General features: G+C 59.5%; 27 protein-coding genes. 3 read left to right on the plus strand and 24 right to left on the minus strand.

Features of this window, described 5'->3' with window-relative positions; all coding sequences use genetic code 11:
• Positions 1-18: 18 nt before the first annotated feature.
• The 21 genes from cysE to fabF all read right to left on the minus strand — a co-directional run bounded on the left by cysE (position 19) and on the right by fabF (position 17,545).
• Positions 19-828 (minus strand): serine O-acetyltransferase, encoded by an 810-nt coding sequence (cysE, locus tag BM320_RS08205; protein WP_090198774.1) that lies wholly within the window; start codon positions 826-828, stop codon positions 19-21.
• Positions 829-902: 74 nt separating this feature from the next.
• Positions 903-1,193, minus strand: coding sequence for a DUF7742 family protein (locus BM320_RS08210; protein WP_090198776.1), 291 nt, complete (start codon positions 1,191-1,193; stop codon positions 903-905).
• A 2-nt stretch (positions 1,194-1,195) separates the two neighbouring features.
• The gene (locus BM320_RS08215) at positions 1,196-5,086 is read right to left on the minus strand and encodes a baseplate multidomain protein megatron (protein ID WP_090198779.1); all 3,891 of its coding nucleotides are present in this window, start codon (positions 5,084-5,086) and stop codon (positions 1,196-1,198) included.
• A 6-nt stretch (positions 5,087-5,092) separates the two neighbouring features.
• Positions 5,093-5,524, minus strand: coding sequence for a C40 family peptidase (locus BM320_RS08220; protein WP_090198782.1), 432 nt, complete (start codon positions 5,522-5,524; stop codon positions 5,093-5,095).
• The gene (locus BM320_RS08225) at positions 5,521-6,399 is read right to left on the minus strand and encodes a phage/gene transfer agent baseplate hub protein (RefSeq protein WP_090198785.1); all 879 of its coding nucleotides are present in this window, start codon (positions 6,397-6,399) and stop codon (positions 5,521-5,523) included. Before BM320_RS08225 ends, BM320_RS08220 begins: the two co-directional genes overlap by 4 nt.
• A complete protein-coding gene (locus tag BM320_RS08230; RefSeq protein ID WP_090198788.1) occupies positions 6,396-7,028 on the minus strand; it encodes a DUF2460 domain-containing protein in 633 nt (210 codons plus the stop codon). Before BM320_RS08230 ends, BM320_RS08225 begins: the two co-directional genes overlap by 4 nt.
• Before the next feature lie 10 nt (positions 7,029-7,038).
• Positions 7,039-7,698, minus strand: a complete 660-nt coding sequence (locus BM320_RS08235; protein ID WP_090198791.1) for an RcGTA-type gene transfer agent tail tape measure protein — start codon at positions 7,696-7,698, stop codon at positions 7,039-7,041.
• The gene (locus tag BM320_RS08240) at positions 7,682-7,894 is read right to left on the minus strand and encodes a rcc01693 family protein (protein ID WP_090198793.1); all 213 of its coding nucleotides are present in this window, start codon (positions 7,892-7,894) and stop codon (positions 7,682-7,684) included. Before BM320_RS08240 ends, BM320_RS08235 begins: the two co-directional genes overlap by 17 nt.
• Positions 7,891-8,205: a gene transfer agent family protein gene (locus BM320_RS08245; RefSeq protein ID WP_090198796.1), complete on the minus strand. Its 315-nt coding sequence runs from the start codon at positions 8,203-8,205 to the stop codon at positions 7,891-7,893. The genes BM320_RS08240 and BM320_RS08245 overlap by 4 nt, the downstream gene beginning before the upstream one ends.
• Complete coding sequence (locus BM320_RS08250; protein ID WP_090198799.1) at positions 8,205-8,621, minus strand: phage major tail protein, TP901-1 family; 417 nt, start codon at positions 8,619-8,621, stop codon at positions 8,205-8,207. The genes BM320_RS08245 and BM320_RS08250 overlap by 1 nt, the downstream gene beginning before the upstream one ends.
• A 23-nt stretch (positions 8,622-8,644) precedes the next feature.
• The gene (locus BM320_RS08255) at positions 8,645-9,058 is read right to left on the minus strand and encodes a DUF3168 domain-containing protein (protein ID WP_090198802.1); all 414 of its coding nucleotides are present in this window, start codon (positions 9,056-9,058) and stop codon (positions 8,645-8,647) included.
• Positions 9,055-9,393, minus strand: a complete 339-nt coding sequence (locus BM320_RS08260) for a phage head closure protein (RefSeq protein ID WP_090198805.1) — start codon at positions 9,391-9,393, stop codon at positions 9,055-9,057. Before BM320_RS08260 ends, BM320_RS08255 begins: the two co-directional genes overlap by 4 nt.
• Positions 9,390-9,986: a head-tail connector protein gene (locus BM320_RS08265; RefSeq protein ID WP_090198808.1), complete on the minus strand. Its 597-nt coding sequence runs from the start codon at positions 9,984-9,986 to the stop codon at positions 9,390-9,392. Before BM320_RS08265 ends, BM320_RS08260 begins: the two co-directional genes overlap by 4 nt.
• A gap of 163 nt (positions 9,987-10,149) precedes the next feature.
• Positions 10,150-11,331 (minus strand): phage major capsid protein, encoded by a 1,182-nt coding sequence (locus BM320_RS08270; RefSeq protein WP_090198811.1) that lies wholly within the window; start codon positions 11,329-11,331, stop codon positions 10,150-10,152.
• A gap of 31 nt (positions 11,332-11,362) precedes the next feature.
• Entirely contained in the window at positions 11,363-11,893 is a 531-nt protein-coding gene (locus BM320_RS08275) for an HK97 family phage prohead protease (RefSeq protein WP_090198813.1), read from the minus strand.
• Positions 11,890-12,093, minus strand: a complete 204-nt coding sequence (locus tag BM320_RS08280; protein WP_090198816.1) for a hypothetical protein — start codon at positions 12,091-12,093, stop codon at positions 11,890-11,892. Before BM320_RS08280 ends, BM320_RS08275 begins: the two co-directional genes overlap by 4 nt.
• On the minus strand, positions 12,083-13,264 hold the full coding sequence (locus BM320_RS08285; RefSeq protein WP_090198819.1) for a phage portal protein: 1,182 nt from the start codon (positions 13,262-13,264) through the stop codon (positions 12,083-12,085). Before BM320_RS08285 ends, BM320_RS08280 begins: the two co-directional genes overlap by 11 nt.
• A 91-nt stretch (positions 13,265-13,355) precedes the next feature.
• The gene (locus tag BM320_RS08290; protein ID WP_090198822.1) at positions 13,356-14,699 is read right to left on the minus strand and encodes a DNA-packaging protein; all 1,344 of its coding nucleotides are present in this window, start codon (positions 14,697-14,699) and stop codon (positions 13,356-13,358) included.
• A complete protein-coding gene (locus tag BM320_RS08295; RefSeq protein ID WP_090198825.1) occupies positions 14,647-14,973 on the minus strand; it encodes a hypothetical protein in 327 nt (108 codons plus the stop codon). The genes BM320_RS08290 and BM320_RS08295 overlap by 53 nt, the downstream gene beginning before the upstream one ends.
• A 152-nt stretch (positions 14,974-15,125) precedes the next feature.
• A complete protein-coding gene (mltG, locus tag BM320_RS08300) occupies positions 15,126-16,283 on the minus strand; it encodes an endolytic transglycosylase MltG (RefSeq protein WP_090198828.1) in 1,158 nt (385 codons plus the stop codon).
• Positions 16,283-17,545, minus strand: coding sequence for a beta-ketoacyl-ACP synthase II (gene fabF / locus BM320_RS08305; RefSeq protein WP_090198831.1), 1,263 nt, complete (start codon positions 17,543-17,545; stop codon positions 16,283-16,285). The genes mltG and fabF overlap by 1 nt, the downstream gene beginning before the upstream one ends.
• A gap of 160 nt (positions 17,546-17,705) precedes the next feature.
• Between fabF and BM320_RS08310 the strand changes: the two genes are divergently transcribed.
• On the plus strand, positions 17,706-18,311 hold the full coding sequence (locus BM320_RS08310; protein WP_131802352.1) for a hypothetical protein: 606 nt from the start codon (positions 17,706-17,708) through the stop codon (positions 18,309-18,311).
• 77 nt (positions 18,312-18,388) lie between these two features.
• Positions 18,389-19,225 (plus strand): PilZ domain-containing protein, encoded by an 837-nt coding sequence (locus tag BM320_RS08315; RefSeq protein WP_165615009.1) that lies wholly within the window; start codon positions 18,389-18,391, stop codon positions 19,223-19,225.
• 62 nt (positions 19,226-19,287) lie between these two features.
• Here BM320_RS08315 and BM320_RS08320 read toward each other — a convergent pair whose 3' ends face one another.
• The 3 genes from BM320_RS08320 to fabD form a co-directional block, all read right to left on the minus strand.
• The gene (locus tag BM320_RS08320; RefSeq protein WP_045996352.1) at positions 19,288-19,521 is read right to left on the minus strand and encodes an acyl carrier protein; all 234 of its coding nucleotides are present in this window, start codon (positions 19,519-19,521) and stop codon (positions 19,288-19,290) included.
• A 193-nt stretch (positions 19,522-19,714) separates the two neighbouring features.
• Complete coding sequence (gene fabG / locus BM320_RS08325) at positions 19,715-20,452, minus strand: 3-oxoacyl-[acyl-carrier-protein] reductase (RefSeq protein WP_090200482.1); 738 nt, start codon at positions 20,450-20,452, stop codon at positions 19,715-19,717.
• Between the two features lie 10 nt (positions 20,453-20,462).
• A complete protein-coding gene (gene fabD, locus BM320_RS08330) occupies positions 20,463-21,401 on the minus strand; it encodes an ACP S-malonyltransferase (RefSeq protein ID WP_090198839.1) in 939 nt (312 codons plus the stop codon).
• A gap of 177 nt (positions 21,402-21,578) precedes the next feature.
• Between fabD and BM320_RS08335 the strand changes: the two genes are divergently transcribed.
• Entirely contained in the window at positions 21,579-22,757 is a 1,179-nt protein-coding gene (locus tag BM320_RS08335; RefSeq protein ID WP_090198842.1) for a cytochrome b/b6 domain-containing protein, read from the plus strand.
• The last annotated feature ends 44 nt before the right edge of the window (positions 22,758-22,801 follow it).

Consider the following 22,801-nt stretch of genomic DNA (forward strand, 5'->3'; position numbering starts at 1 on the left):
CGTAGTGTTGGCCGGTCGTTAGCTTCCGTTGGGCAAAAGCTGATTCATTGACATTGCGGGCTGCGAACAACCTGCTTCGCCGACGATGCGTGCGGGTACGCCTGCGACCGTTTTCATCGGCGGTACGTCTTCGAGAACAACAGATCCGGCCGCGATACGACTGCAGTGACCAACAGTAATATTGCCTAGCACCTTGGCCCCTGCGCCGATCAGCACGCCATTGCCAATCTTGGGATGCCGGTCGTCGTCTTCCTTTCCGGTCCCGCCAAGCGTGACGGAATGCAGCATCGATACGTTGTCACCGATCACAGCCGTTTCACCGACAACGATCGAATGCGCGTGGTCGATCATGATCCCTTGACCGATCCGCGCGGCGGGGTGGATATCAACGCCGAAAATCTCGCTGACGCGCATTTGAACAAAATAGGCCAGATCGCGCCGCCCCTGCTGCCAGAGCCAATGCCCGAGCCGGTAGGCCTGCACAGCCTGAAACCCCTTGAAATACATCAAAGGTTGCAAGAAACGCTGGCAGGCGGGGTCACGGTCAACGATGGCCACGATATCGGCGCGCGCCGCCGCGCATAGCGACGAATCTTCGGCATAGGCCGCATCGGCGATTTCGCGCACGATCTGTTCGGACATTTCCGCCGAAGCCAGCTTCATCGACAATCGGTAGGCCAGCGCCCCTTCAAAGCTGTTGTGGTGCAAAATGCAGGCATGGATCATCCCGCCGATCAGCGGCTCTGCCTTGATCGCGTCTTCGGCTTCTGTGCGGATACGCCGCCAGACCGGATCAACTTCGCGCAAACTTGGGTTCGGATGTGCCATCGGGGTTTCCTTTGCCTCTCAGACTTCCTGTTTAGAACAAAACGGCGCCTGTGGCCAAGAACAAAGCTGTGATTTCACATATCAACCGGCGTGATCCCCCCGAGATGGGCGCAAAGCAGCGCAAGACTGGTCAAAAACGCAGGCTCTGACGTGGCAGGTTTGACAGGTTGCGGGTGTTTCATCGCCGCTGACATCAGCGTGCCGGTGCCGAATTTCGGGTGTGCAAGGCCACAGCCAAGCCGGTAAATGTCGGCCATATCCGCCTGATCGCACAACAATTTGACCATCGCGCGCCGTGCCGGCGCGGGCTGTGCTGCCACAACCCGCGCCGCGATTTCCAGATCGGCCAACTGTACGGGCCGCATGGTTACACCTGCATATCCACGCCCATATACGGCCCCGCGCCATAACGGGCCGAGACCTGCGCAACCTCGATCCGGTAGGGCAATGCGCCGACGTCAGCGGCGCGTGCGGTATCCGCATAGGACCAGTCGGGCGTATTTGTCACCGCGCTACGTTTCACCAGCCCGTCTTGTATGACCCTGATTTGATAGCTTTCTGTATCCTCGCCCAGCGGGATTTCCCCGTCTGCCCAGATATCGCCGTCGATCCGGCTGCACCGTATCCATGACAGATCGGTGCCGCCCGCCCCCGCCTGTGCGCGCAGATGCGCCACCGGATAGGGCCGTAGCCCGTTGCCTTGGAATGTGTGCACCGCATAGCGAAAGCTCGCGTCTGTGATGGGTCGTTTGGCCGGCCCAAAACGCAGGTGCCGCGGCAGACCGCGCAGCGCCGAAGGGATCGTGATCTGTGCAGGCGTCCCATCCAGCACGACAATTTGCGATGCGGCGGGCCAGATAGCGGGCATCAACCCGCGGCTTCCTGCTTGCCCGCGCAGCAGTCCGGTTAACCGGTAGCTGCGCGTGGCCGTGGGCGTGGCGGTTTCAAACTGGATGATTTCCCATTTGTCGGGCGTCCCGTCCCCGATTGCAATTGTGTTCGCCCCTGACAAAAGCGCTGCTTTACTGGCGGAACTAAGTTCGCCGTTGATCAGCGTCACCTCGAACCCGCTTTGGCGGTCCCATATCCCGACAGGCCCCGCGCCCAGCGCCGACTGGCTGATCCCGATTATTGCGGGGCTATCCGAGATGGATTGCAGCGTATAATCGCTATCTTGCGGAGCACCATATAGCGCGATGCTGCCTGGCCATGGCCGCCCAGCCGCAGCGAAGTAAGGCGCGGTTGGTTGTTCGTCACCTGTCAGCAGCGGCAGATCCATGAACAGCGCGGTGACCGGCACCGGCCCGAAATAGGGCTGCAAAACCGGACCAGAGCCGTCATCGGGCGCGCTGCGATAGGTTTCCGCGTCAATCCGCGTCGCCTCGATCAGCCGCAAGCCGGATTCTTCGATCCGGTCTACGCGGTAGCGGCCAGCGTGATCAGCCGTGTGCAACGCAACCACATCACCCGCCCCAACATCAAGCCGTGATGGCGGCAGCGCAAAGCTGGCCTGATCGCGCGCGATCCGCGCCTCTTGCAGCCAGCGGGTGACAGCATTGCCGGCCTCGGCGCGGGTCAGGGCCAGCGGCACCTCGGTCTGGTTCACACCGTAGGTTTGTGTGTCAGGATGCACGGCCTCTGCCGCGATGGCGGCGTAATCGGCATCATTGTCGAAATGCACAAGCTGGATACGCGCAGCAGTTTCGGCCGCTGGGCTGCGGGTCAGCGCGATGGATTGATCCTTTTCAGGATCAATCGCCAGATCATCCGCACCCAGTTGATGATCCGCCCGCCCGACGCGGTTTTCAAACACCAGCATCCCGTCGCGTTCCATCGCGTCAAACCCGTAGGTCATCATCAACGGCTGGAGCGCCGCGCGCCCCGATCCGATATCGCGCACATCATAGCCGCGCACGACACCGTATAGCCGCGACACATCAAAGCGCGTGACCCCAGAGCGCGTACAGATTTCCGCAACAACAGAGGCAAGACTGCGGTTACTGACCCGCCCGTTCAGCCAATGCCCGCGTGCATAGTTATCCCCGTCCGACCAAAGACTGCGATTGCCCGGAAAGAACGGATAGGGTCGTGCGTCCCATGCCCAGACATGCATGCGGGCCGTGTCAACCATCGGGGCGCCGTATGCGGTTGACACGGGGTTGTTGGCGACATCCCCGAAATGCCCGTAGACCGCGCGCAAATATTGCATCTGCATGAAATCATCGCGGTTGCCGTTGGAAAAATGCGGCAATTGCGATTCAGATGATTTGGGATCAAGGAATTTATTGGGCTGGTTGGCGCCCTTGTCGATGGCCGCACAGCCAAATTCGGTAAACCAGAACGGTTTGCTTTGCGGTATCCACGCGGTTGGGCTGGTGTCGCGCACCCCGCCCACGCGGTTATGGTGCGGGTTCTCCCACCAGCCTTTGAAATCCTTGTATCGCCAGATCCATGGTTCCCCCATCCCGTCAGTGATCGGGGTGCGCCGCTGGGATGCGCGGGCTTCGGGGCTGGGATAGTACCAGTCATAACCTTCGCCACCTGCGACATTGCTGCGCAGATAGTCGAGATTATAGATCGCACCCGCATCTACATCGGCATGATCATCGCCATCGCGCCAATCGGACAGCGGCATATAGTTATCCACGCCGATAAAGTCGATATTGGGATCAGCCCAAAGCGGGTCAAGATGAAACAGTTTGTCGGCAGTGCCTGTGGGCTGATACCCGTGATATTCCGACCAATCCGCCGCATAGCTGATCTTGCAGGTGGGCCCAAGAATACCGCGTACATCTGCCGCCAGTTGGATCAGCGCGTCCACCGCCGGAAAGCTGTTCCCCGCCCCACGTATCTGTGTCAGCGCCCGCATTTCTGAGCCAATACAAAAGGCAGACACGCCCCCTGCCGCCGCACAAAGATGCGCGTAATGCAGGATAAAGCGGCGGTAGCCCCAATCGGTGGGGCCCACATAGGATACTTGCGTGCCGCTCACGGTGAAATCGGACGCCTGCGCATTGCCCATAAACGCGGCAACCTCTGCCGCTGCCCCTGCGGTCCCGTCGGTGGTGCCATCCATATAGGGGGCGAGCGCCGTGGTAATCCGCCCGCGCCATGGCAGGGCGGGCTGGCCCGTGTTCCCCGTCCACGGATCGGGGAGCGTATTATCCGCCAGTTGCTCCATCAGAATGAACGGATAGAACACAGGCGACAGACCCCGCGCAGTCATATCGCGCAAGGCTTCCACCACAGATGCATCCGTCGGCGTGCCGCCATAGACGGGCGCGCCGTCCAGTTGCGGGATCACCTGCGCGCCCGAACGGGTTACGCCCGACACGCGCCATGGCATCAAATCTGCGTCCACGTCATTTTGTTCGACCTTGGGCATAATCTGGCAATCACCGCAGCGCAGATCATCACCGAACCACGACACCACCATCATCACAGATCCGCAGGCGGGCACCTCGCCCTGCAGCGCATCCATGGACGTACTGAAATCGCTTTGCCCCATTGGCGTGTTGGTGTTGACCGCCACCTGTTCACCGTAGGACGGCGACATATGCACCTGTGACGTGGCCAGCGCATATTCGCCCGTTCCGGGGATCAATGCGACACCAGAGATCAGATCGCCAAGTGCTTCATCGCCGGGGCGCATGACCTCGAACGTCAGCTGCGGGATACGGTTGCCGAATTGGCCCAGTGGCACATCTTCAAGCACGACATAGGCCGTACCACGGTATGCGGGGGTGTTTTCAATGCCTTCAACCGCGGCAATTTTCGGGTCGGGTTGCTGGTCAAGCGCGCCAGTATAAACGCGCATGTTCAGATCATCTTGGGCCACTTCGGTGCCATCCGCCCAAATGCGCCCGATGCGGCTGATTTCACCTTCACAAAGCGCGATGGCCACGCTGACGCTATAGGAAAATTCGGTCACCTTTGGCGTGGGCGGCGCACCTTTGCCGCTGCCCGATGTCTTGCTACTTTCTTTGAACTCGGACGCCCAGATAAGCTGTCCTGGCACGCGCATCCGCCCGTATAGCTGCGCAAGGTCCGCGCCCTCGTTCGCGCCGGTCAGGCGCAAGCGGTCTACCCGCCCCGTTTCCACAGGATCAGACCCCGCACCCATGATCCGCTGGTCAATCTGGCGCCCCAGCGCCGCCCCCGCCGCGCGGCCGATCGTTGCCATAGATAGCCCCAAGACAGAGCCGCCGATTGACCCGCCCAGCGCCATACCCGCTGCGGAAAGAACGATTGTCGCCATGACCTGTTATCCTTTTGAAATCTCGAATTGCGCGGCAATCCTGCGCCGCCACGGGTGCGACAGCGGGCTTTCAACCACGCCGTGCCCCGCATATGAATGGATGAAAGCAGGCTGCACGCCTGCACGGCTGATAATGCCGATATGTTTGGCCACAGCCCCTGTGCGCATCCGAAACAAGATCACCTGCCCCGCGGCCAGCGGATCGCCTGTGACCTCGTGCATATGGGTGCGCGCGCCCCTATAAAGCGCCTCATCCCCTTGGGGTTCGGACCAATCGGCGGTATAGGCGGGCACCTGTGCGGGCTCTGCGCCGTACAGCTCGCGCCAGACCCCGCGCAAAAGCCCCAGACAATCGCAACCAACACCCTTCACGGACGCCTGATGCAGATAGGGCGTGCCGATCCATGCGCGCGCGGCGGTGACAATTGGCGGGCTCATCGGAACAGGCTTCCGCCCGCATTGGCCCCGTCACTGCGCGGCACGCTGACCAGCCAGTCATTCCCCGGAATATCGGGAAAGCCCTGAAAGTTGATGAAGTTGCTGAATTTCTCGCGGCAGGTATCGGCACGTTTGTTGCACCCAGCGATCAGGCGGATCTGATCGCCTGCCACAATCGGCGCTTTGATCTGGTCCCAAAGGGTAATCTGGCGACTGCCACCTGCCAGCGCATCCGATTTGATCACGCCGCGCAATCCCTGTGCGGCCCCTGTTAGCACTTCCAACTGCCCTTGTTCAAACCAGCGGTCATTGAACGGCGCCATATCCGCCAATGCAAAGACCTGCCCGTCAGTGTCACCCGCCACAGCTTCGGCCATGCACGCAGGGTCCGACAGATCAACACCACAACGCGCATCGCCCAGGACCGCGCTACAGGTCTTGAAATAGGACCGCCCTTGCGGCTGGTTTAACGCCTCGGTCAGCCCGCGCAATTCGGCCTGAAACCCGCCGCGCGCGCGGGTGATTTCGCCGATGGTGCCATAAAACCGCAGCTTGCGCGCGCTAGGGTCATCCCATTGCACCAGCCAAGTCTGCACGACGGCCCCGTCATAGCGGCCCGCGTTGATATCCGATTCCGTAATCGCATCGGCTGACAGCACGCCAATAGCCTCGGTATTATCAACCGAAAGCCCTGTGGAGCTGGCCAGCGCGCGGGCGCTTAGCCCCGATTCCGGTGTGAAATCAATGCCATCAAAGGAAAGCGGCAGATCATGATCGGTAAAGCCCAGCGTCACGCCGTTGCTGCGCGTGACCGCCCAGCAGGTGCATAAATGTGTGGCGCCGGTTGCCAGATGGTTTTGCAATGGCGTGGTCATACCCGCACCTCGACCACTGGCACATCGGGGATTTCGCCCGCCTGAAAATGGGAAACAGATGTTTTGATCGCATCGGTGTCAAAGCGCACGGGCACGTCAAAATCAAAACCAGCCGTAATATCCGCTCCCAGATCCGGCGGATGGCCAAAGGTCAAAAGCCCTGTGGTATGATCAATCGTGTAATCCACCCCGTCGGTTTGAACCACGCCGCCAATGGCCACACGGACCGACCCCACCACAGGTTTGGCAACGGGCCGCAAATAGCTGGTATCGCCGGACCGGTAGGTCTTGGTCAGTTGAAACACATCTGCGATCTCATCGCCTGTGCCGATCAGCTGGTCCTCTGCATCGGTTTCCGCCGACGGCGCGCAGGATTTGAAATCGCTCCAGTCTTTCCAGCGAAAGCCGATCAGCTGACCCTGACGGGCCTCAAAAAACGCAATCAGCGTGGCGATATCATCCAATGACCGCAGCCCCATGCCCGCGTCATAGCGGCGGCGCGCGTGTGCCCATGGCGTATTACGTTCTTCAAACCCGTTGGCGAGCGTGACAATATCGGTGCGCCGTTCCGGCCCGCCCACAGACCCAAGGCTTAGTGACGCAGGAAAACGTATCTCGTGAAATGCCATTTTGGCCCCCTTACCGGTTCCGCTGGCTGCGGCCCAAGGCGCGCGCCATCTGTGATGCAACCTGCCCGCTTGAGCGCTGGAAGCTTTGCGCATCAGGTGTTGAAATGTTCATATTGACGGTGACAGCGCCGCCGCCTTGGGTGCGCACCCCCAACCGCCCATCCGCGCCACGTGACAGCGGCATGATGGCTTCGGGGCCGGCTTCGCCCATCAGACCCGTGCCGCCGCGCATCGGGAATGCGACAGGGCTGCTAACAACCCCGCCTTTGGCAAAGGGCATGACGCGGCCTTGGGAAAATGGCGCGCCATCGGCATAGGGCATCATCGACGACACAGCCGCGTTGATCCCGTCTGACAACATGCCGCCCAGATGGTTCATCACCGGATTGACGGCCGCCGAATAGGCCGTGTTGACCATAGATTGCGCCAGCCCGCCCAAAACATCCGACAGTTTCGCGCCATCCAGCACCAGCCCGTCAAATGCACGGCGCAGCCCGCCCGAAAACCCGCGTTCAAGATTGCCCAGATCGCGGGTGGTGTCCGATAGCGACCCCTGCACCCCGCGCAACTGGCTATCAAAGGCGGCGGTCACTTGCGCCGCATCGCCGATGGTTTGTTCCAGCGCGCTGACATTACTGTCCAGCTGGTCGATCTTATCTGCGTCGTCCATCATTCTCTCCAAAACTCGCGTCAGGATATGCCTGTTCGAGTTCGGCCAGACGGTTGCGCCCCATCGGCGCGACGGCTTGCGTCTGGCCCAACATGGTTTGCAGCTCGAACGGGGTAAGCGCCCAGAACTGGGCAGGTGTCAGGCGCAGCCCATGCAGCCCCGCCCGCATCAACCCCTGCCAATCAAGCCCGATCATGGCGGCGGCGCGAATGCCCGCGCGAGCAAGGTTGCCGCCAGTTGCGCAGCCCCCACCGGACCGCCAGCAATATCCGCCGACATCAGATCAGCCGATGTGCCGCGCCAGCCGCCCCCGCGCAGCCCCGCCACGATCACGGCCATCACATCGCGGCTTGAAAATGCACCGCTTTCAAAGCGGCGGATCAAATCAATCAATGACCCTTCGCCAAGGCCCGCCTCCAGCTCGGCCAATGCGCCAAGTGTCAGCTTGCAGGCATGGGGCGCACCATCGATGCGCACTTCGGCCTCTCCCGTCCAAGGGTTTGCCATCAGATCAACGCCGTAAATGTCAGCGCACCCGCCGAGGCCAGCGACAATTCATATGTTGCCTCGCCATTGTGCGACCCTGCATATTCGATTGACGTGATCTGGAACGGCCCTTCGACGGTGCCAAAATCGGGGATAATCACCTGAAAATCGGGCGTTTCACCGTCAAAGAAAATCTGGCGCGCGCGTTCATCGGTGGCTTCGTCCTTGAACACGCCTGATCCTGAAATCGATGCGGATTTCACGCCCGCACCGCCCAGAATTTCGCGCCAGCCGCCTGTGCTTTCCAGACTGGTCACATCAACCGTGTCGGCGTTAAAGCTGATCCGCGTGGCGCGCAGCCCCGCCGCCGTTTCAAACAGGCCTCCGCCCGTCATGTCGATCTTGACCAAAAGGTCTTTTCCGTTTTGCGCTACCATAGCCCGTTCTCCGTTGTATGAAATTAAGCGTCATCCGCGACACGTGCGCGAAAGATCAGGTTGATTTGGCGGACATCGCCCGTGCCGACACGCGCGGCCTTTGCCTTGTAGAAATTCAGTGACACCAGCGCGCCGCGCGTCAGCGTCAGATTGGCATCAACCAATGCGTCCGATACCGCCGCTGCCGCGGTTTTTGCGGTCGAAAATCCGGCACTTTCCGTCACGACCGTGACCGTGAATTCATGCACCGCACCGCCGCCGGTTTTATCGGACGCATCGCGCACGTCCTCCGCGCCCAAAACCACATACAGCGCGGGCAATGTGCCGCTCGGTAGCGCGTCATAGATCGCCGCCCCCACAAGCGCAGTCAGGTCCGGATCGGCGGCCAGATGCGCGTAAACAGCCGTTTGAAGTGCCGAAGCAACGCCATAGCTCATGATGCGGTCTCCTCGGTTGCGTGGCAGGTCAGATAACGCTGGTCGGCGTCATGCTCGGCCACGGCGGTGATTTCGAAAAACCGGTTCCCTTCGCGAAACCGCTGCCCCGCGACAGGCCGCGAAGCCGCGCCATGCGGTGCCGCGCGCACGGTAATGCGGTAAGGCACCCGCGACACAGTCGCGGCAAAAGCTGCCGTCTCGCGCCCAGATCCGGGTTTGATTGCAGCCCAGTGAACGCCCAGCGGTTCCCACTGACGGATATATCCGCCCGCGCCATCACTGACCTGCGTCGGAGCCTCGAGAACAAGCGCGCGGTTGAGATGCGGCATCTTCATAGCGGGCCACCCATGAACAGGCGCACCGTGCGGTACTGTTCAATGAGCGCGCTCACGCCAAAAGGCATCGCAGGCGTGCCACGGGCCACATCATGGCGGTATTCGTAATAATGCGCGGCCAGCATCAAGACGGCCTGCGCTAGATCGGCAGGCAGGTCCGACCATTCCGGCCCGAACCCCGCCAGCAAACCGATCTGCACACGGCCATTTGTCGGCACTGTGGGCAGGCTTGCGCCGCTGGCCTTGAGGCTGGGGCGTTGCATGTCGGGTTCCAGATACCAGCCATCGGTCACGACGGTTTCATCGCCATTCATCGCGATCAATGTGACTTCGGAAATCGCGCTGACGGGCGCCACTGGCAGCGGCTGGCGCCGCGCATCACGCCAATCGGTCAGGGTCCAACTGAAATCGCGCGCGATCAGGATCTTGCCGGTGCGCGCCTCGATCGCAGCCATTGCGGCCCGCAGATAGCTTTCCAGCACCCCATTCTGCAGCCCATCATCCGAGAACCCCGAACCAAGGCGCATATGGTCTTTGAATTGTGCGACCGGCAGCGCCGATTGCGGCACGGTGGTCTCTTCGACTAACATCATGGAATTACTCCGAAAATATCCGATCTTGCGACCGTTTTGATCAAATTCCCCGGACGCGACCCCCTCGCATCACTCGGACGGAAGCAAGTAGCTAGACAATGCGAGACTGCCCAATGCGTCCGGGGACCAAGGGCGATTGCGCCCTTGGGGTTTCACGCCAGGATTAGCTGGTCGCGAACTTCAACAATTTGATCGCGCCAAAGTCGCTCACGGCACCGCCCACGCGTTTGGTTGCGTAAAACAGCACGTGCGGCTTGGCCGAAAACGGATCGCGCAGCACCCGCAGATCAGGGCGTTCGGCCACGGTGTAGCCCGCGCCAAAATCACCGAAGGCGATCGCCATTGCGTCAGCGGCGATATCGGGCATGTCTTCGGCGATCAGCACCGGATAGCCCATCAGACGTGCAGGTTCGCCCGCCGCCAGACCGTCAGACCACAAGAAACGCCCGTCATTGTCTTTGAGCTTGCGGATGGTGCCTGCGGTTTTGGAATTCATCACAAATGTGCCGTTAGCGCGGTATTCGGCACCCAGTGCATAGACCAGATCAACAACCGCATCGCCACCATCAATGCCGCCCGCCGTGCCTGTCGGCACATAACCAAGATTGCCCCAGACCCAGATATCATTATCCACCGCTGGGTAGCTCATGATGCCCTTTGGCTTGTCGATCCCGTCACCGTTGATAAATGCACCGGCCTCGGAACGGGCGAATTTATCGGCGATACGGCCAGCCAGCCAACCTTCGATGTCAAAGGCGCTGTCATCCAGCAAACGCTGGGACGCTTTGGGCAGGGCTGACAATTCATGCAGCGCAATTGTGATCCGGTCGATCTGGGGCGTCGCGGTTTCCACGGTTGCGGCCGTCTCAGTCGCCCAGCCTGCCCCCATTTCCGTGTGATCGACCAGCACGTCATAAGATGTCGCATCGACGCTGACCACATTGGCAATTGCGCGGATAGATGCGGTGGACGACAGCGTGCCCTTGATCGTATCCGCGGTTTGCGGATCGACAAGATAGCCGCCGTCCGCCGCCACAGATGTGGTCATTGATTTACCGTCAAGTTCCAGCCCGCGCAGCGCATCATCATCGCCCGAACGCAGGTAAGCTGCAAAGGCTTTTTGATGCGGCGCTTCTGTTTGCGCGCAATTGGCCAAAGCGGCACGTGATGTCATCATTGTTTTTCGATCCAGCTTGTTCATCCGGTCATCCTGTTTTTGAAGTTTGGCATTAATGCCGTGGGAAAAGTCTTTGAATTCGCTTACGAATCCGGCAATTGCCGCATTCAGCTCCTGTGCCGGAGACATATCTTCCCCGACCCGAGACTTGCTCTCAGTCTTGCTCATCAATCTGTCCTTTGATCGTGATCTGGGCGGGTTAATCCCGCGCCATCAAACGGCGGGCATCGTCAAATGCCTTAGCCAAACCGCGCATGGTAGCAGCAGCGGGGTCGTCGCCCTTGGCCGCAACACGCGCCTCTTGCAGCATCGGAAATGTCACCAGCGACACCTCCCACAGCTCCAGCTGAGACAAAAGCCGTCCGCCTTTGTCGTTCTTTTGGGCTTTGACGGTCCGGTAGCCGATCGACAGACCGTCAATCGCACCCGCCGCCACCAAGGACGCGGCTTCGCGCCCTTTGGCCACATCGGTCAGCAGCCGCCCCTTGACCCAAAGGCCTTTGGCGTCTTCGCGGACTTCATCCCAGACCCCGATGGGTTGGGCCGGATCATGCTGCCAAAGCATCTTGATCTGGCGACCCTGCGCCAATGACGCAGCATATGCGCCCGGCTGAACCGTATCGCCGCCCTGATCCGCCTGCCCGAACAGTGACGCGTAGCCGCTGATCACAGATCCGTCCGTTACGGTCACATCCGCGCCCAATGCGCAAAACTTATGTTCCAAACTCATAGCGTTCTCCCGCTGAGTGCTTTTACAATTTCGAAAACCAGCAGCCCGAAACAACCGCAGACGATCAGCCAGATCTGCCATTCAAGACGGGTGATCATGGTCTCGATCCGGCCCAGCCGGAGATCAACCTGTGCAAACCAGAAATCAGAAACGGGCGGGCGGTGCGGCTGGCCTTGCAGGTCGACAACTTTATGATCCATCGCCAACCTCAAGCGTTGGCAAGCCCAACAATGCGCGCTTCTCGGCATCCGTCAAAAACGCGGCCTCGCCAACACGGCGCCACTGCGCATCGCGCTCAGCCGAAAGGGCGGGGATCTGGTCCAGATCAGGCCGCAATTCAAACCGTTCGCCGGTAAAGTCTGACAGCCAGTCCGCAATCGTGCTTGTGACCCGCGTCACCAGCGGCAGCACGGTCAGCCGGTAAAACGCGCGGTTCGATTCCTGGTAATTGGCATAGGTCGCATCGCCCGGAATACCCAAAAGCATCGGCGGCAACCCGAAAGCAATCGCGATTTCGCGCGCCGCGAGTTCCTTGGTTTTCTGGAATTCCATATCCGAAGGCGAAAACCCCATCGGTTTCCAATCCAACCCGCCTTCAAGCAACATCGGCCGGCCCGCATTGCGCGCCCCTTGGTGCTGGGTTTCCATTTCCACCAGCAGCCGGTCATATTGATCCGCCGAAAGCGACGCCTGCCCGTCCGCGCCGCGGTACACAATCGCACCTGATGGGCGGGCCGCGTTATCCAGCAGGGCCTTAGACCAACGCGACGCGGCATTATGCACATCCACCGCATTGGCGGCGGCCTGAAGCGCCGACAGACCGTAATGATCATCCTGCGGGTGAAAGCTTTTGAGGTGGCAAATTGGGCCCTGCCCGTCGACCATGGCAAAACGGTGCTTGCGCCCGTTCACCGCATATTCATAGCCAACAGGCCAGCCATCAGCGCCCGGCACAATCGACATCCGGTCGGACCGCAACACATGCAATTCAAGCGGCAGACCTTCCTCGCCCACGGCCTCAAGATAACCATTGCCCGTCAACAAAAGCTGGCCGACAGCGGCCTCGATCAATTCCGCGCGGCCCTGCGCCCCGTTCGGGCGGTTAAGCAGCGCCAGCACCGGATGCGTGTCATAGCGGCGCGTCGAGTCTTGCAAGACCAGCGGGATGGCAGCAGCGGCTTCGGCGATCATTTTGACCGCGCGAAACCCGATGGGGTTGTTGGTAAACCCTGTGCGGGTCAGTGAAGCGGCGTCACGCGGGCTCCAGGCGACGCGGCCCGCACCTGACATCGCCATCACACGGCCCGTTGCCGATGCTTTCGCTTCGGGAACCGTGTCGTCTGACGTGGTGCGGTTAAAGAATTCGAACATCCAGATCTCCTTGGTGCAATCGTTGAAAACAATTTGCGCTGAATTGATTGTGAAATTGGTAGGGGCGCGTACGCACCCCTACGCAACGCCGTCAAAGCCCACGAATGCTGGGGTTTCGCCATTTCTGGGCGGGCTCCACCATCAAATCATAAAGCGCCCAAACCAGCGCATCGACACGGTCAGGCGACCCGCGCCCTGCGAATCCCTGCGTCGTCATCTGGCACATCTGGTCCTCAAGCTGCGCCAGCCCGCGCAGGTGTTGCACGCGGCCCTGCTCATAAAGGGCGGCAATCGGTTCCGCCCGCGCGACTTTGCCCTTGGACGCATGCACCGACCGGTAAGACACCAGCGGGTCGACCTGCCGGATGACGGCTTCGACCATATCGCCACCTTGATTGACCTCAGCCACAAGACGATCCGCCCCAAAACGGTCCATCGCATCAATCGCGGCACGCGCCCAGTCGGTTGGTCGGGCCGCAGACATCGACACATCCGCCAGAACATAAGCACGCCAATCCTGCGGTGGACCTTCCATGACGACACCTGCCACAACGATACCGCACTCATCTGACCCTTTGTGCGATGTGCCCGGTGGATCAATCGCCACGACAACGCGAGTGCAAACCGGATGATGATCGGTTTGCAAATTTGCCAGCTGATCCGTCCCCCAAAGCGCGCCTTCGACATCATCCAGCAGCGCACCGTCAATTTCTTGGCGGCCCAGCGACGTGCCCGCATAACGCGCTTCGATTTCAGTGAGAAAGCTTTGCGCAAGATTGGCACGGTTGGCTTGGGTCGGCGCATGGGTTTGCACCGTGGAATCCAAAGCAAGCAATTCGCGCAACGCAGCCGTACGGCGCGGCGTGGTGGTCACACAGGCCTGTGGATGATCGCCAAGTCGCAAGCCGAACTGCAACATATCCCACGTGTCCCCCGCCTTGCGCCATTTTGCCAGCTCATCCGCCCAAAGCGCATCAAACTGCGGGCCGCGCAGGGATTCAGGCTCGTGCGCCGAAAACAGCTGGGCCTGCGCGCCATTGGGCCAGACCAGCAATCGCCGTGTTGCGATCCAGTCGGGGCGGCGATCCGGCGGACAAACCGCCATGATCCCGCTTTCACCAAACACCATGACCTCGCGGGCCTGATCCATGGTTTCGGCCACAATTGCCAAGCGGCGCGCGCGGCCCGGCACTGTGGGGCGCGGCCCTTCGACCATCGTGCGCACCCATTCGGCACCAGCGCGCGTTTTGCCCGCCCCGCGCCCGCCCAAGATCACCCATGTGCGCCAATCGCCAACAGGCGGCAACTGGTGCGGCAAGGCCCAGAATGCAAACATATAGGGCAGCGCCGCCACCTGCGCCTCTGTCAGCCCGTTGATAAATTCAATCTGCGTCAAGCGCGGCGCGGATGCGATCAAGCTGGCCCCCGATGTCATCGCGCAGGGCGTCATAGTCGATGGTTGTGTCGGGTTCGTTGGCTTGTTGCAGGGCATAAAACGCCTCCTCTGCGGCAAGCACCTTAAGATGTGCTGCCTGTAAATCACTGAGCTTGCTCAGGATGGCTTTGGGGGGGATGGCAGTGGCGGTTTCAATTTCCGCAATCATTTGCCGCAACAGATTACGGATCGAAAGATACAGCTCCGCAGTCTCGGCCACACGGGCCGCAGCATCATCAAAGGCGGCAGGCCCTTGATCGTCTAAATTATTCATGTGGATTTTGCCTGTATTAGGCTTCCGTGTCCCCGAGAGGTGCCAAGCACCTTCTAGCAGGACCACAATAGGCATATCAGCGCCCAAAAGTCAATCAGCCGGGGGCCCATCTAAGCGCCCCCGGCTGACAAATAGTTAACCTTTACAAAGCCTTAATTGTCCGTGCTTTGCTCTGCTTCCAGCGCACGCCAACGGGCGACATTGCGGTTATGTTCGTCCAATGTGGTGGCAAACGCATGCCCGCCCGTGCCATCCGCCACAAAGAAAATGAACGGCGTCGTGTCAGGATTTAGGGCAGCTTCGATGCTCGCACGGCCCGGGTTCGCAATCGGTGTCGGCGGCAGCCCGTCTATCACATAGGTGTTCCACGGGGTTTCACCACGCAGCTCACTTTGGCGCAACCCACGGCCCAAGACGCCTTCGCCTTGGGTGATGCCGTAAATCACGGTCGGGTCCGTTTGCAGCTTCATGCCTTGGTTCAAACGGTTGATAAAGACGCTGGCCACCTGACGGCGTTCTTCGGCAATACCTGTTTCTTTCTCGACAATACTGGCAAGGATCAACGCCTCTTCAGGGGATGCAAGCGGCAGGCCGTCAGCGCGTTCAGCCCAAGCAGTGGCAAGGATTGCGGCCTGACGTTCGGACATCTGCGTCACCAATGTAGAAACGCGCATATCCGCCGCAATGTCATAGCTGTCGGGCGCAAGCGTGCCTTCGGGCGGGGCTTCGCTGACGTCGGCAACCAGCAAATCAATCGCGCCAAGCGCATTTACGATCTGCCAGCTTGTTACCCCTTCGGCCAAAGAAACACGGTAGCGCGTATCCGACGATGCACGTACTTGGGTGTAGGCCTCGGGCGTTTCTTCGATCTCCGGCTCGTAGCTGACCAGTTCGACAAAACGATTTGTCGCGGGGTCCAGTTCGCGCACCTGCACCTGCAACCGGTTGATCCCCACACGGTAGACGACTTCGGTGCCGCAGGTATTTTGACCGCCACGGGTGACGATGCTGACAATTTCTTCCATTGAGGCCGCTTCAGGCACCAAAAAGCTGCCAGCCTTAAGCAGGCCGGATTTATTGGCATAATCTGCACCGGTCTCAAAGATGAACTCGGATGAAATTGCTTCGCGTTCGGCCAGATTTCCAGCCACGCGCGACATATTTGACCCCGGATCGACCTGAAAACAAATCGCCTGCGCCAACGGGCCGGGTGCGGAATATTGGCTAATGCCCCATCCGATTGCGCCAACCAGCAAGAACAGCGCGACAATCATCAGGTTCAGAAAATTGGACGCGGTATGGCGCCACATCAGCTGACCTTTCCGAACACGACGCTGGCATTTGTACCGCCAAAGCCGAATGAATTCGACAAGGCGATGTCGATCTTGCGTTCGCGTTTCGCGTTGGCACATAGATCAACCGTGGTTTCCACAGCCGGATTGTCCAGATTGATTGTCGGCGGGGCCACCTGATCGCGGATCGCAAGGATCGAGAAAATCGCCTCGATCGCGCCTGCGGCCCCCAAAAGATGCCCTGTTGCGGATTTTGTCGACGACATGGTCAGTTTGGCTGCGGCCTCTGGCCCGACAAGCCGTTCCACTGCACCCAATTCGATTGTGTCGGCCATGGTCGAAGTGCCGTGCGCGTTGACGTAATCAATCTGCGTCGGGTCAATGCCCGCATTGCGGCAGGCCGCGCGCATGGCGCGTTCGGCGCCTTCGTGATCAGGTGGCGGCGCCGTGATGTGATGCGCGTCACCGCTAAGACCGTAGCCCAGCACTTCGGCGTAAATACGCGCGCCGCGTGCCTTGGCGTGTTCGTATTCTTCGAGCACAACCATGCCCGCACCCTCGCCCATCACAAAACCATCGCGGTCAGCGTCCCACGGGCGGCTGGCCTTTTGCGGGTCATCATTATGCTTTGTACTCAGTGCCTTACAGGCATTAAACCCCGCGATCCCGATTTCGCAGATTGCTGCCTCGGCGCCGCCTGCGATCATAACATCCGCATCGCCATGCTGGATCAGCCGCGATGCATCACCAATTGCATGGGCACCGGTTGAACAGGCGGTCACAACGGCGTGGTTGGGACCACGGAAACCGTATTTGATAGACACCTGACCGGAGATCAGGTTGATCAGCGCGCCTGGCACAAAGAACGGCGACACACGGCGCGGGCCTTTTTCAGCCATCATCACGGCGGTATTTGCGATTGAATTCAGCCCGCCGATGCCCGACCCCATCATGACACCGGTGCGTTCCTGATCTTCGCGGTCCTGCGGCATCCAGCCAGCATCCTCGATCGCCTGCTGCGCTGCGGCCATGCCAAACAGGATAAAGGTGTCAACCTTACGCTGTTCTTTGGGTTCCATATATTTATCGGCGTTGAACGTGCCGTCGGTGCCATCACCAAGCGGCACCTCGCAGGCATATTGAGTGGTCAGCGCGCTTGGATCAAAGCCGGTAATGCGCCCTGCCCCTGATTGCCCCGCGAGAATACGTTCCCACGATTTTTCGACACCATCTGCCAGAGGTGTCACCAACCCCAAGCCCGTTACTACCACACGACGCATATTCTGCCCTCACCTGATTGGCGTATTTGAACGCAGTGATAACCCAGCCTGTCAGGTCGGGGCAAGTGCGCGCAGAGATTCAGGTGGTTACCGCGCGAATCTTCACCGCAAATTAACAGATCAAAAGCGATAAATGCAGCGTATGAACAGGCTGGCGCAGATGAACGCACGACTTCGGCAATACATCGTTTTACTTTTGCTGACCTGCTTTGCCGGTCGGGCCTGCGCAAATTGCGCGGTGATCAATACAATCGACAATCTGCACAGCGTCGAAACACGCCTGCTGCACAACCCCAATTCGCCACTTTTCATCTCCGAGATTCGCTATCTCACCAGTCAGGCCCGCCAGCTAAGCGGGTCTTCCATCACAGAAGGAATCGGCGCAAACCCGATGTCCGAAAAAGGGGCGGCGCTTCTCTATTTTATCTACTACGCGAAAAAGCTCACGCTTGAGGTCAGTATCGACGAACCGAATACTGCCATGCGGCATCTACAAAATCCGCAGGTCCTAGAAAATATGGCAACAGTCGGCACTTACCTGAATTCAATGCGCTGCACCGAGGCGCAGATTGCCAGCGCCGAAAAGCTGCCGATCGTCGTCTCGGACCAGATTGATATTGATCTGCTGGTCGCGCGCGCCTTTGTGACGGCGGCGTTTAGCATGCGCAATATCGCAATTGTGCTGGTGATCGCGCTTTGCCTTCTGGTCTGGTCGTACCTGCGGCAACCGGAAAATACGCGGATAAGGCAGGCAAAACGCGATTGATCCGCCATACGCGGCTTGCTTTATCGTTTCTTAACGCACTGCCGCTTATCGTTGGCCCACCCAAAATGGGAATGACGATGGCCCGTGGTTTACGCATTTATTTTGCTGTTCTTTTGCTTTTGCTTGGCACGCAGTCCGCGCGCGCGAACTGTCTTGTGATCGCTGTTCTTGATAGTATGCACAGCGTTGAACAGCGTCTGGCGCGGGGCGACGACAGCCCCGATCTTGCTGCCGACATTTTGTTCTTGCAACGCGAACTGGCGCTGGTTGCGGATCTGGATCTGACCGATGCGGTCGGGCCTGCCAATCTGGCCGCGTTTGAAACCTTTGTGGACAATACCGCAGTTTTCATACGCATATATCTGCGCGGCGATGCGGTTGTTGCGCGCGCGCATTTAAGAACCCGCGCAGTTGCCGACAATCTGCACGCGGTCGCCGCACGGCTGCCCTATCTGCGCTGTGATGCGCCGCCAAATGCGACCCCGGATCTGCCCGCCGATGAAACCGGATCAAACCTGTCTGGCGTTGCGCTAAACTTCAGCCTGAACCTGCGCCGGATATTGGGTGTGCTTGCCGCGCTGATCGGTGTTTTCTTGACAGTTTTCACGGGGTTCCATTTGCGGGCGCGCAAGCATCGGCGCGAAAAACGGCACCGTATCCACTACCCCACCAGCTATGAGGCGATGAACAGCACATTTGACGGCGTTCTTCTTGATGTGAGCGCCGCAGGCGTGAAACTGCGCCATGACCCGATGCATCCGCTGACAATCGGCGCCAAGGTCAAGGTGCGTATTCTGGACACATGGACCGCCGGAACCATCCAATGGGCGAACCCGAATTACAGCGGGATCCTGTTCAGCCACCCGATGAACACACGCGAGGTTCTCAAACTTGTGCGCGCACCAAAGACATAGCCGGTCCAACAAAAAACGGCGCCCGAAACGGACGCCGTTCTAGATCAATCAGACCAATGGGCTTATTGCGCGCCGTTGATGAATTTAACCGCGTCACCAAATGTCTGGATCGTTTCGGCCGCATCATCAGGGATTTCAATCCCGAATTCTTCTTCAAAAGCCATAACCAGCTCAACTGTATCAAGGCTGTCTGCGCCCAGATCGTCGATGAAAGACGCTGTTTCTGTTACTTTATCTTCTTCAACACCAAGATGCTCTACTACGATCTTGCGTACGCGGTCTGCAACGTCGCTCATGTCAAATTCCTCATGTCTTTCTGGGCAGTTGCCCGTTCTAATTTGGGCTTGCGCCCGACTTAATCTTTCCCCTCGCGGGGTTTCACCGATCTGCGCCACAAACATCCGACGTGACGTCACATGCGCTTTTTCGGCAAATCTGGATGGCCTATAGCAGAGAAATCCGCTTAGGCAAACGGTTTCATGCCCATCATTAAAGCATGGCCATCCCGCCGTTCACATGCAAGGTGGTGCCGGTCACATAAGCGGCCTCTTGACTAGAAAGATACAGCACTGCCGCTGCGATCTCGTCTGCGTTGCCCATGCGGCCTGCCGGAACTTGCGTCAGAATGCCTGCCTTTTGATCATCTGTCAGTTTATCGGTCATTGCAGTGGTGATAAACCCGGGTGCCACGCAGTTCACGGTGATCCCGCGGCTGGCAACCTCGTAGGCGATGGATTTCGACATGCCGACAACACCGGCCTTTGACGCCGCATAGTTTGCCTGACCAGGGTTTCCGGTGGCCCCCACGACGGATGAAATATTCACAATCCGCCCCCAGCGCGATTTCATCATGCCACGGATCACGCCTTTGCACAGGCGCATGGTTGATGTCAGGTTCACATCCAGCACCGATGACCATTCATCATCCGACATGCGCATAAAAATATTGTCGCGGGTGATGCCTGCGTTATTGACCAGAATATCCACCGATCCCATCGCATCCGCTGCCTGTTTTGGCAGCGCTGTGACGGCCTCTGCATCGCTTAGGTTACAGGGCAGCACATGCGCGCGGTCGCCCAGTTCGGCGGCCAGCGCCTCGAGCGGGGCAACGCGTGTGCCAGACAGCGCAACAGTTGCACCAGCCGCATGAAGCGCCTTGGCAATCGCGCCGCCAATCCCGCCAGAAGCCCCTGTAATCAGGACATTTTTTCCATTCAAATCAAACATATATTTTCCTTCAAGCATTCAACGCGGCAACGGCTGCGGCCACATCATCAGGGGTGCCAACAGCCGCGGCTGTCAGGCTGCGGTCGATCCGTTTGACCATACCACATAGCGCCTTGCCAGCGCCAATTTCATAGACTTCCGTGACCCCTTGCGCGGCCATATAGCTGACACTTTCGCGCCAGCGCACAGATCCGGTGACCTGTTCCACAAGCAGCGACCGAATCGTTGCAGGGTCGGTCACGGCGCTGGCTTCGACATTGGCAACAAGCGGCACTGTGGGCGCGTCAATCGCGACACCGTCCAGCGCCTTCGCCATTGCTTCAGCGGCGGGGGCCATCAGGGCACAGTGGAACGGCGCGCTTACCGGCAATAGCAATGCACGTTTGGCGCCTTTTTCCTTGGCAATGACAGTGGCGCGTTCCACGGCATCTTTATGCCCTGAAACAACCACCTGCCCTGGATCATTGTCATTGGCAGCCTGACAGATTTCGCCTTGCGCAGCCTCGGCCGCAACAGCGGCCACGGTTTCGAAATCAAGCCCCAGAATTGCGGCCATCGCGCCAACGCCAACCGGCACTGCCTCTTGCATGGCGGTGCCGCGCAGACGCAACAGGCGTGCGGTATCGGCAATGCTGATCGCGCCCGCAGCGGCAAGCGCGGAATATTCGCCCAGTGAATGCCCAGCGACAAATTGCGCCGCTGTGATGGCAACGCCTTCGGCCTCTAGCGCGCGCATCGCGGCAAGCGAGGTGGCCATCAACGCAGGCTGCGCATTTGCGGTCAGCGTCAGATCGGCAATATCGCCTTCCCAAATCAGCTGCGACAGTTTTTCGCCCAAGGCGTCGTCCACCTCGTCATAAACGGCTCGTGCGGCGGGATAGGCATCGGCCAATGCCTTTCCCATCCCGATTGTCTGTGCCCCTTGGCCCGGAAATACGAATGCGCGCATGCGACCTCTCCCTTTTGATCACGGTTTGCGCCTAGGCTTACCCTGCGGCGCGCAAGCGCACAAGCGAACCCTCATGTGATCGTGACCGCACAAATCCCATGCACAGGCACACATACGCGGCAGTTTGCGCGAATCCTTTGCCCTGCTAGCCTGTGGTAAATTATTCCGGAGATTGCGATGCCTGCCACCAATTCAAACAGCGCCTATGGCTCTGTGAGCAAAATTTTTCACTGGCTGACCGCCCTGCTGATCCTGACAGTTATCCCGCTGGGGGTTGTGGCGAACAGGCTGGCCTTGGACGCGCCGCTAAAGGTGCCGCTGTTTTCAGTGCACAAATCGCTGGGCGTGATCATCTTTTGTGTCGCACTTGCACGGATTCTCTGGGCGCTTACCCAAGAAAAACCGGGCGATCTGCACCCGCAGCGCAAGGTCGAAACGCTGGTCGCGCATATCGTGCACTGGCTGCTTTATCTATCGCTGGTTCTGGTGCCGCTGTCGGGCTGGCTGCATCATGCGGCAACTGACGGGTTTGCGCCGCTGCTGCTGCCGTTTGGCGATAACCTGCCGTTTATCCCCAAAAACGAAAGCATTGCCGCGGTGTTTTCGGGCCTGCATTGGGTCTGGAGCAAAGTTCTCGTGGCATCAATATTGCTGCATTTCGCGGGTGCGATGAAGCACCAGATCATCGACAAGGACGCCACGCTGCGCCGCATGTGGTTTGGCAACCCGACCTTGCCAGAGACACAAGCGCCGGACCGCCAACGCGCAGCCCCGATCGCCGCTCTTGCCATCTATCTGGTTGCCGCAGCAGGGGCCGGACTGGCGGGGCTGTTCTCGCATAATGATCTGGAAAACCGCGCATCGCTTGCGCAGGTGGCGACCGAATGGCAAGTCACCGAAGGCACGCTTGGCATCAGCATTACCCAGCTTGGCAACCCTGTCAGCGGGCAGTTTGACGATTGGACTGCGGCGATCCAGTTTGACGAAAACGCCAGCGGCACGCTTGGCAGTGTCACCACGACAATCGCTATCGGATCACTGCACTTGGGGTCTGTTAGCGGTCAGGCCATGGGCGCCGATTTCTTTGATGCAGCCGCGTTCCCCACCGCGGCATTTACCGCCGATATCACGGCAGACGGGCCAGACTATCTGGCGACAGGCTCGCTACAGATCAAGGATATCACCCTGCCCGTGGTCCTGCCTTTTGCGCTTGATCTTGATGGGGACACGGCAGAAATGTCGGGAACGCTGGCGCTTGACCGCCGTGATTTTGCAATCGGCCAAAGCGTTGCGGATGAAAGCAATCTGGCGTTTGCGGTCGCGGTTACAGTGAACCTGCGCGCGACACGCAACTAAAAAAAACCCGCGCCCGGATCACGGGCGCGGGTCAAAAATTGCAT

Origin of the sequence: Yoonia tamlensis, from assembly GCF_900115105.1 — a bacterium.
GTDB lineage: Bacteria > Pseudomonadota > Alphaproteobacteria > Rhodobacterales > Rhodobacteraceae > Yoonia > Yoonia tamlensis.

Excerpts from the sequence above, each read along its gene's own strand:
- BM320_RS08225 (WP_090198785.1), bottom strand. The coding sequence starts at position 6,399 with ATGACCACGCCATTGCAAAACCATCTGGCAACCGGCGCCACACATTTA.
- cysE (WP_090198774.1), bottom strand. The coding sequence starts at position 828 with ATGGCACATCCGAACCCAAGTTTGCGCGAAGTTGATCCGGTCTGGCGG.
- BM320_RS08285 (WP_090198819.1), bottom strand. The coding sequence starts at position 13,264 with ATGTTCGAATTCTTTAACCGCACCACGTCAGACGACACGGTTCCCGAA.
- BM320_RS08280 (WP_090198816.1), bottom strand. The coding sequence starts at position 12,093 with ATGGATCATAAAGTTGTCGACCTGCAAGGCCAGCCGCACCGCCCGCCC.
- BM320_RS08210 (WP_090198776.1), bottom strand. The coding sequence starts at position 1,193 with ATGCGGCCCGTACAGTTGGCCGATCTGGAAATCGCGGCGCGGGTTGTG.
- BM320_RS08320 (WP_045996352.1), bottom strand. The coding sequence starts at position 19,521 with ATGAGCGACGTTGCAGACCGCGTACGCAAGATCGTAGTAGAGCATCTT.
- BM320_RS08295 (WP_090198825.1), bottom strand. The coding sequence starts at position 14,973 with ATGAATAATTTAGACGATCAAGGGCCTGCCGCCTTTGATGATGCTGCG.
- BM320_RS08265 (WP_090198808.1), bottom strand. The coding sequence starts at position 9,986 with ATGATGTTAGTCGAAGAGACCACCGTGCCGCAATCGGCGCTGCCGGTC.
- BM320_RS08260 (WP_090198805.1), bottom strand. The coding sequence starts at position 9,393 with ATGAAGATGCCGCATCTCAACCGCGCGCTTGTTCTCGAGGCTCCGACG.
- BM320_RS08310 (WP_131802352.1), top strand. The coding sequence starts at position 17,706 with ATGAACGCACGACTTCGGCAATACATCGTTTTACTTTTGCTGACCTGC.
- BM320_RS08335 (WP_090198842.1), top strand. The coding sequence starts at position 21,579 with ATGCCTGCCACCAATTCAAACAGCGCCTATGGCTCTGTGAGCAAAATT.
- BM320_RS08270 (WP_090198811.1), bottom strand. The coding sequence starts at position 11,331 with ATGAGCAAGACTGAGAGCAAGTCTCGGGTCGGGGAAGATATGTCTCCG.
- BM320_RS08215 (WP_090198779.1), bottom strand. The coding sequence starts at position 5,086 with ATGGCGACAATCGTTCTTTCCGCAGCGGGTATGGCGCTGGGCGGGTCA.
- fabF (WP_090198831.1), bottom strand. The coding sequence starts at position 17,545 with ATGCGTCGTGTGGTAGTAACGGGCTTGGGGTTGGTGACACCTCTGGCA.
- BM320_RS08315 (WP_165615009.1), top strand. The coding sequence starts at position 18,389 with ATGGCCCGTGGTTTACGCATTTATTTTGCTGTTCTTTTGCTTTTGCTT.
- fabG (WP_090200482.1), bottom strand. The coding sequence starts at position 20,452 with ATGTTTGATTTGAATGGAAAAAATGTCCTGATTACAGGGGCTTCTGGC.
- BM320_RS08220 (WP_090198782.1), bottom strand. The coding sequence starts at position 5,524 with ATGAGCCCGCCAATTGTCACCGCCGCGCGCGCATGGATCGGCACGCCC.
- BM320_RS08255 (WP_090198802.1), bottom strand. The coding sequence starts at position 9,058 with ATGAGCTATGGCGTTGCTTCGGCACTTCAAACGGCTGTTTACGCGCAT.
- BM320_RS08245 (WP_090198796.1), bottom strand. The coding sequence starts at position 8,205 with ATGGCAAACCCTTGGACGGGAGAGGCCGAAGTGCGCATCGATGGTGCG.
- BM320_RS08275 (WP_090198813.1), bottom strand. The coding sequence starts at position 11,893 with ATGAGTTTGGAACATAAGTTTTGCGCATTGGGCGCGGATGTGACCGTA.
- BM320_RS08250 (WP_090198799.1), bottom strand. The coding sequence starts at position 8,621 with ATGGTAGCGCAAAACGGAAAAGACCTTTTGGTCAAGATCGACATGACG.
- BM320_RS08290 (WP_090198822.1), bottom strand. The coding sequence starts at position 14,699 with ATGACATCGGGGGCCAGCTTGATCGCATCCGCGCCGCGCTTGACGCAG.
- BM320_RS08230 (WP_090198788.1), bottom strand. The coding sequence starts at position 7,028 with ATGGCATTTCACGAGATACGTTTTCCTGCGTCACTAAGCCTTGGGTCT.
- mltG (WP_090198828.1), bottom strand. The coding sequence starts at position 16,283 with ATGTGGCGCCATACCGCGTCCAATTTTCTGAACCTGATGATTGTCGCG.
- BM320_RS08235 (WP_090198791.1), bottom strand. The coding sequence starts at position 7,698 with ATGGACGACGCAGATAAGATCGACCAGCTGGACAGTAATGTCAGCGCG.
- BM320_RS08240 (WP_090198793.1), bottom strand. The coding sequence starts at position 7,894 with ATGATCGGGCTTGATTGGCAGGGGTTGATGCGGGCGGGGCTGCATGGG.
- fabD (WP_090198839.1), bottom strand. The coding sequence starts at position 21,401 with ATGCGCGCATTCGTATTTCCGGGCCAAGGGGCACAGACAATCGGGATG.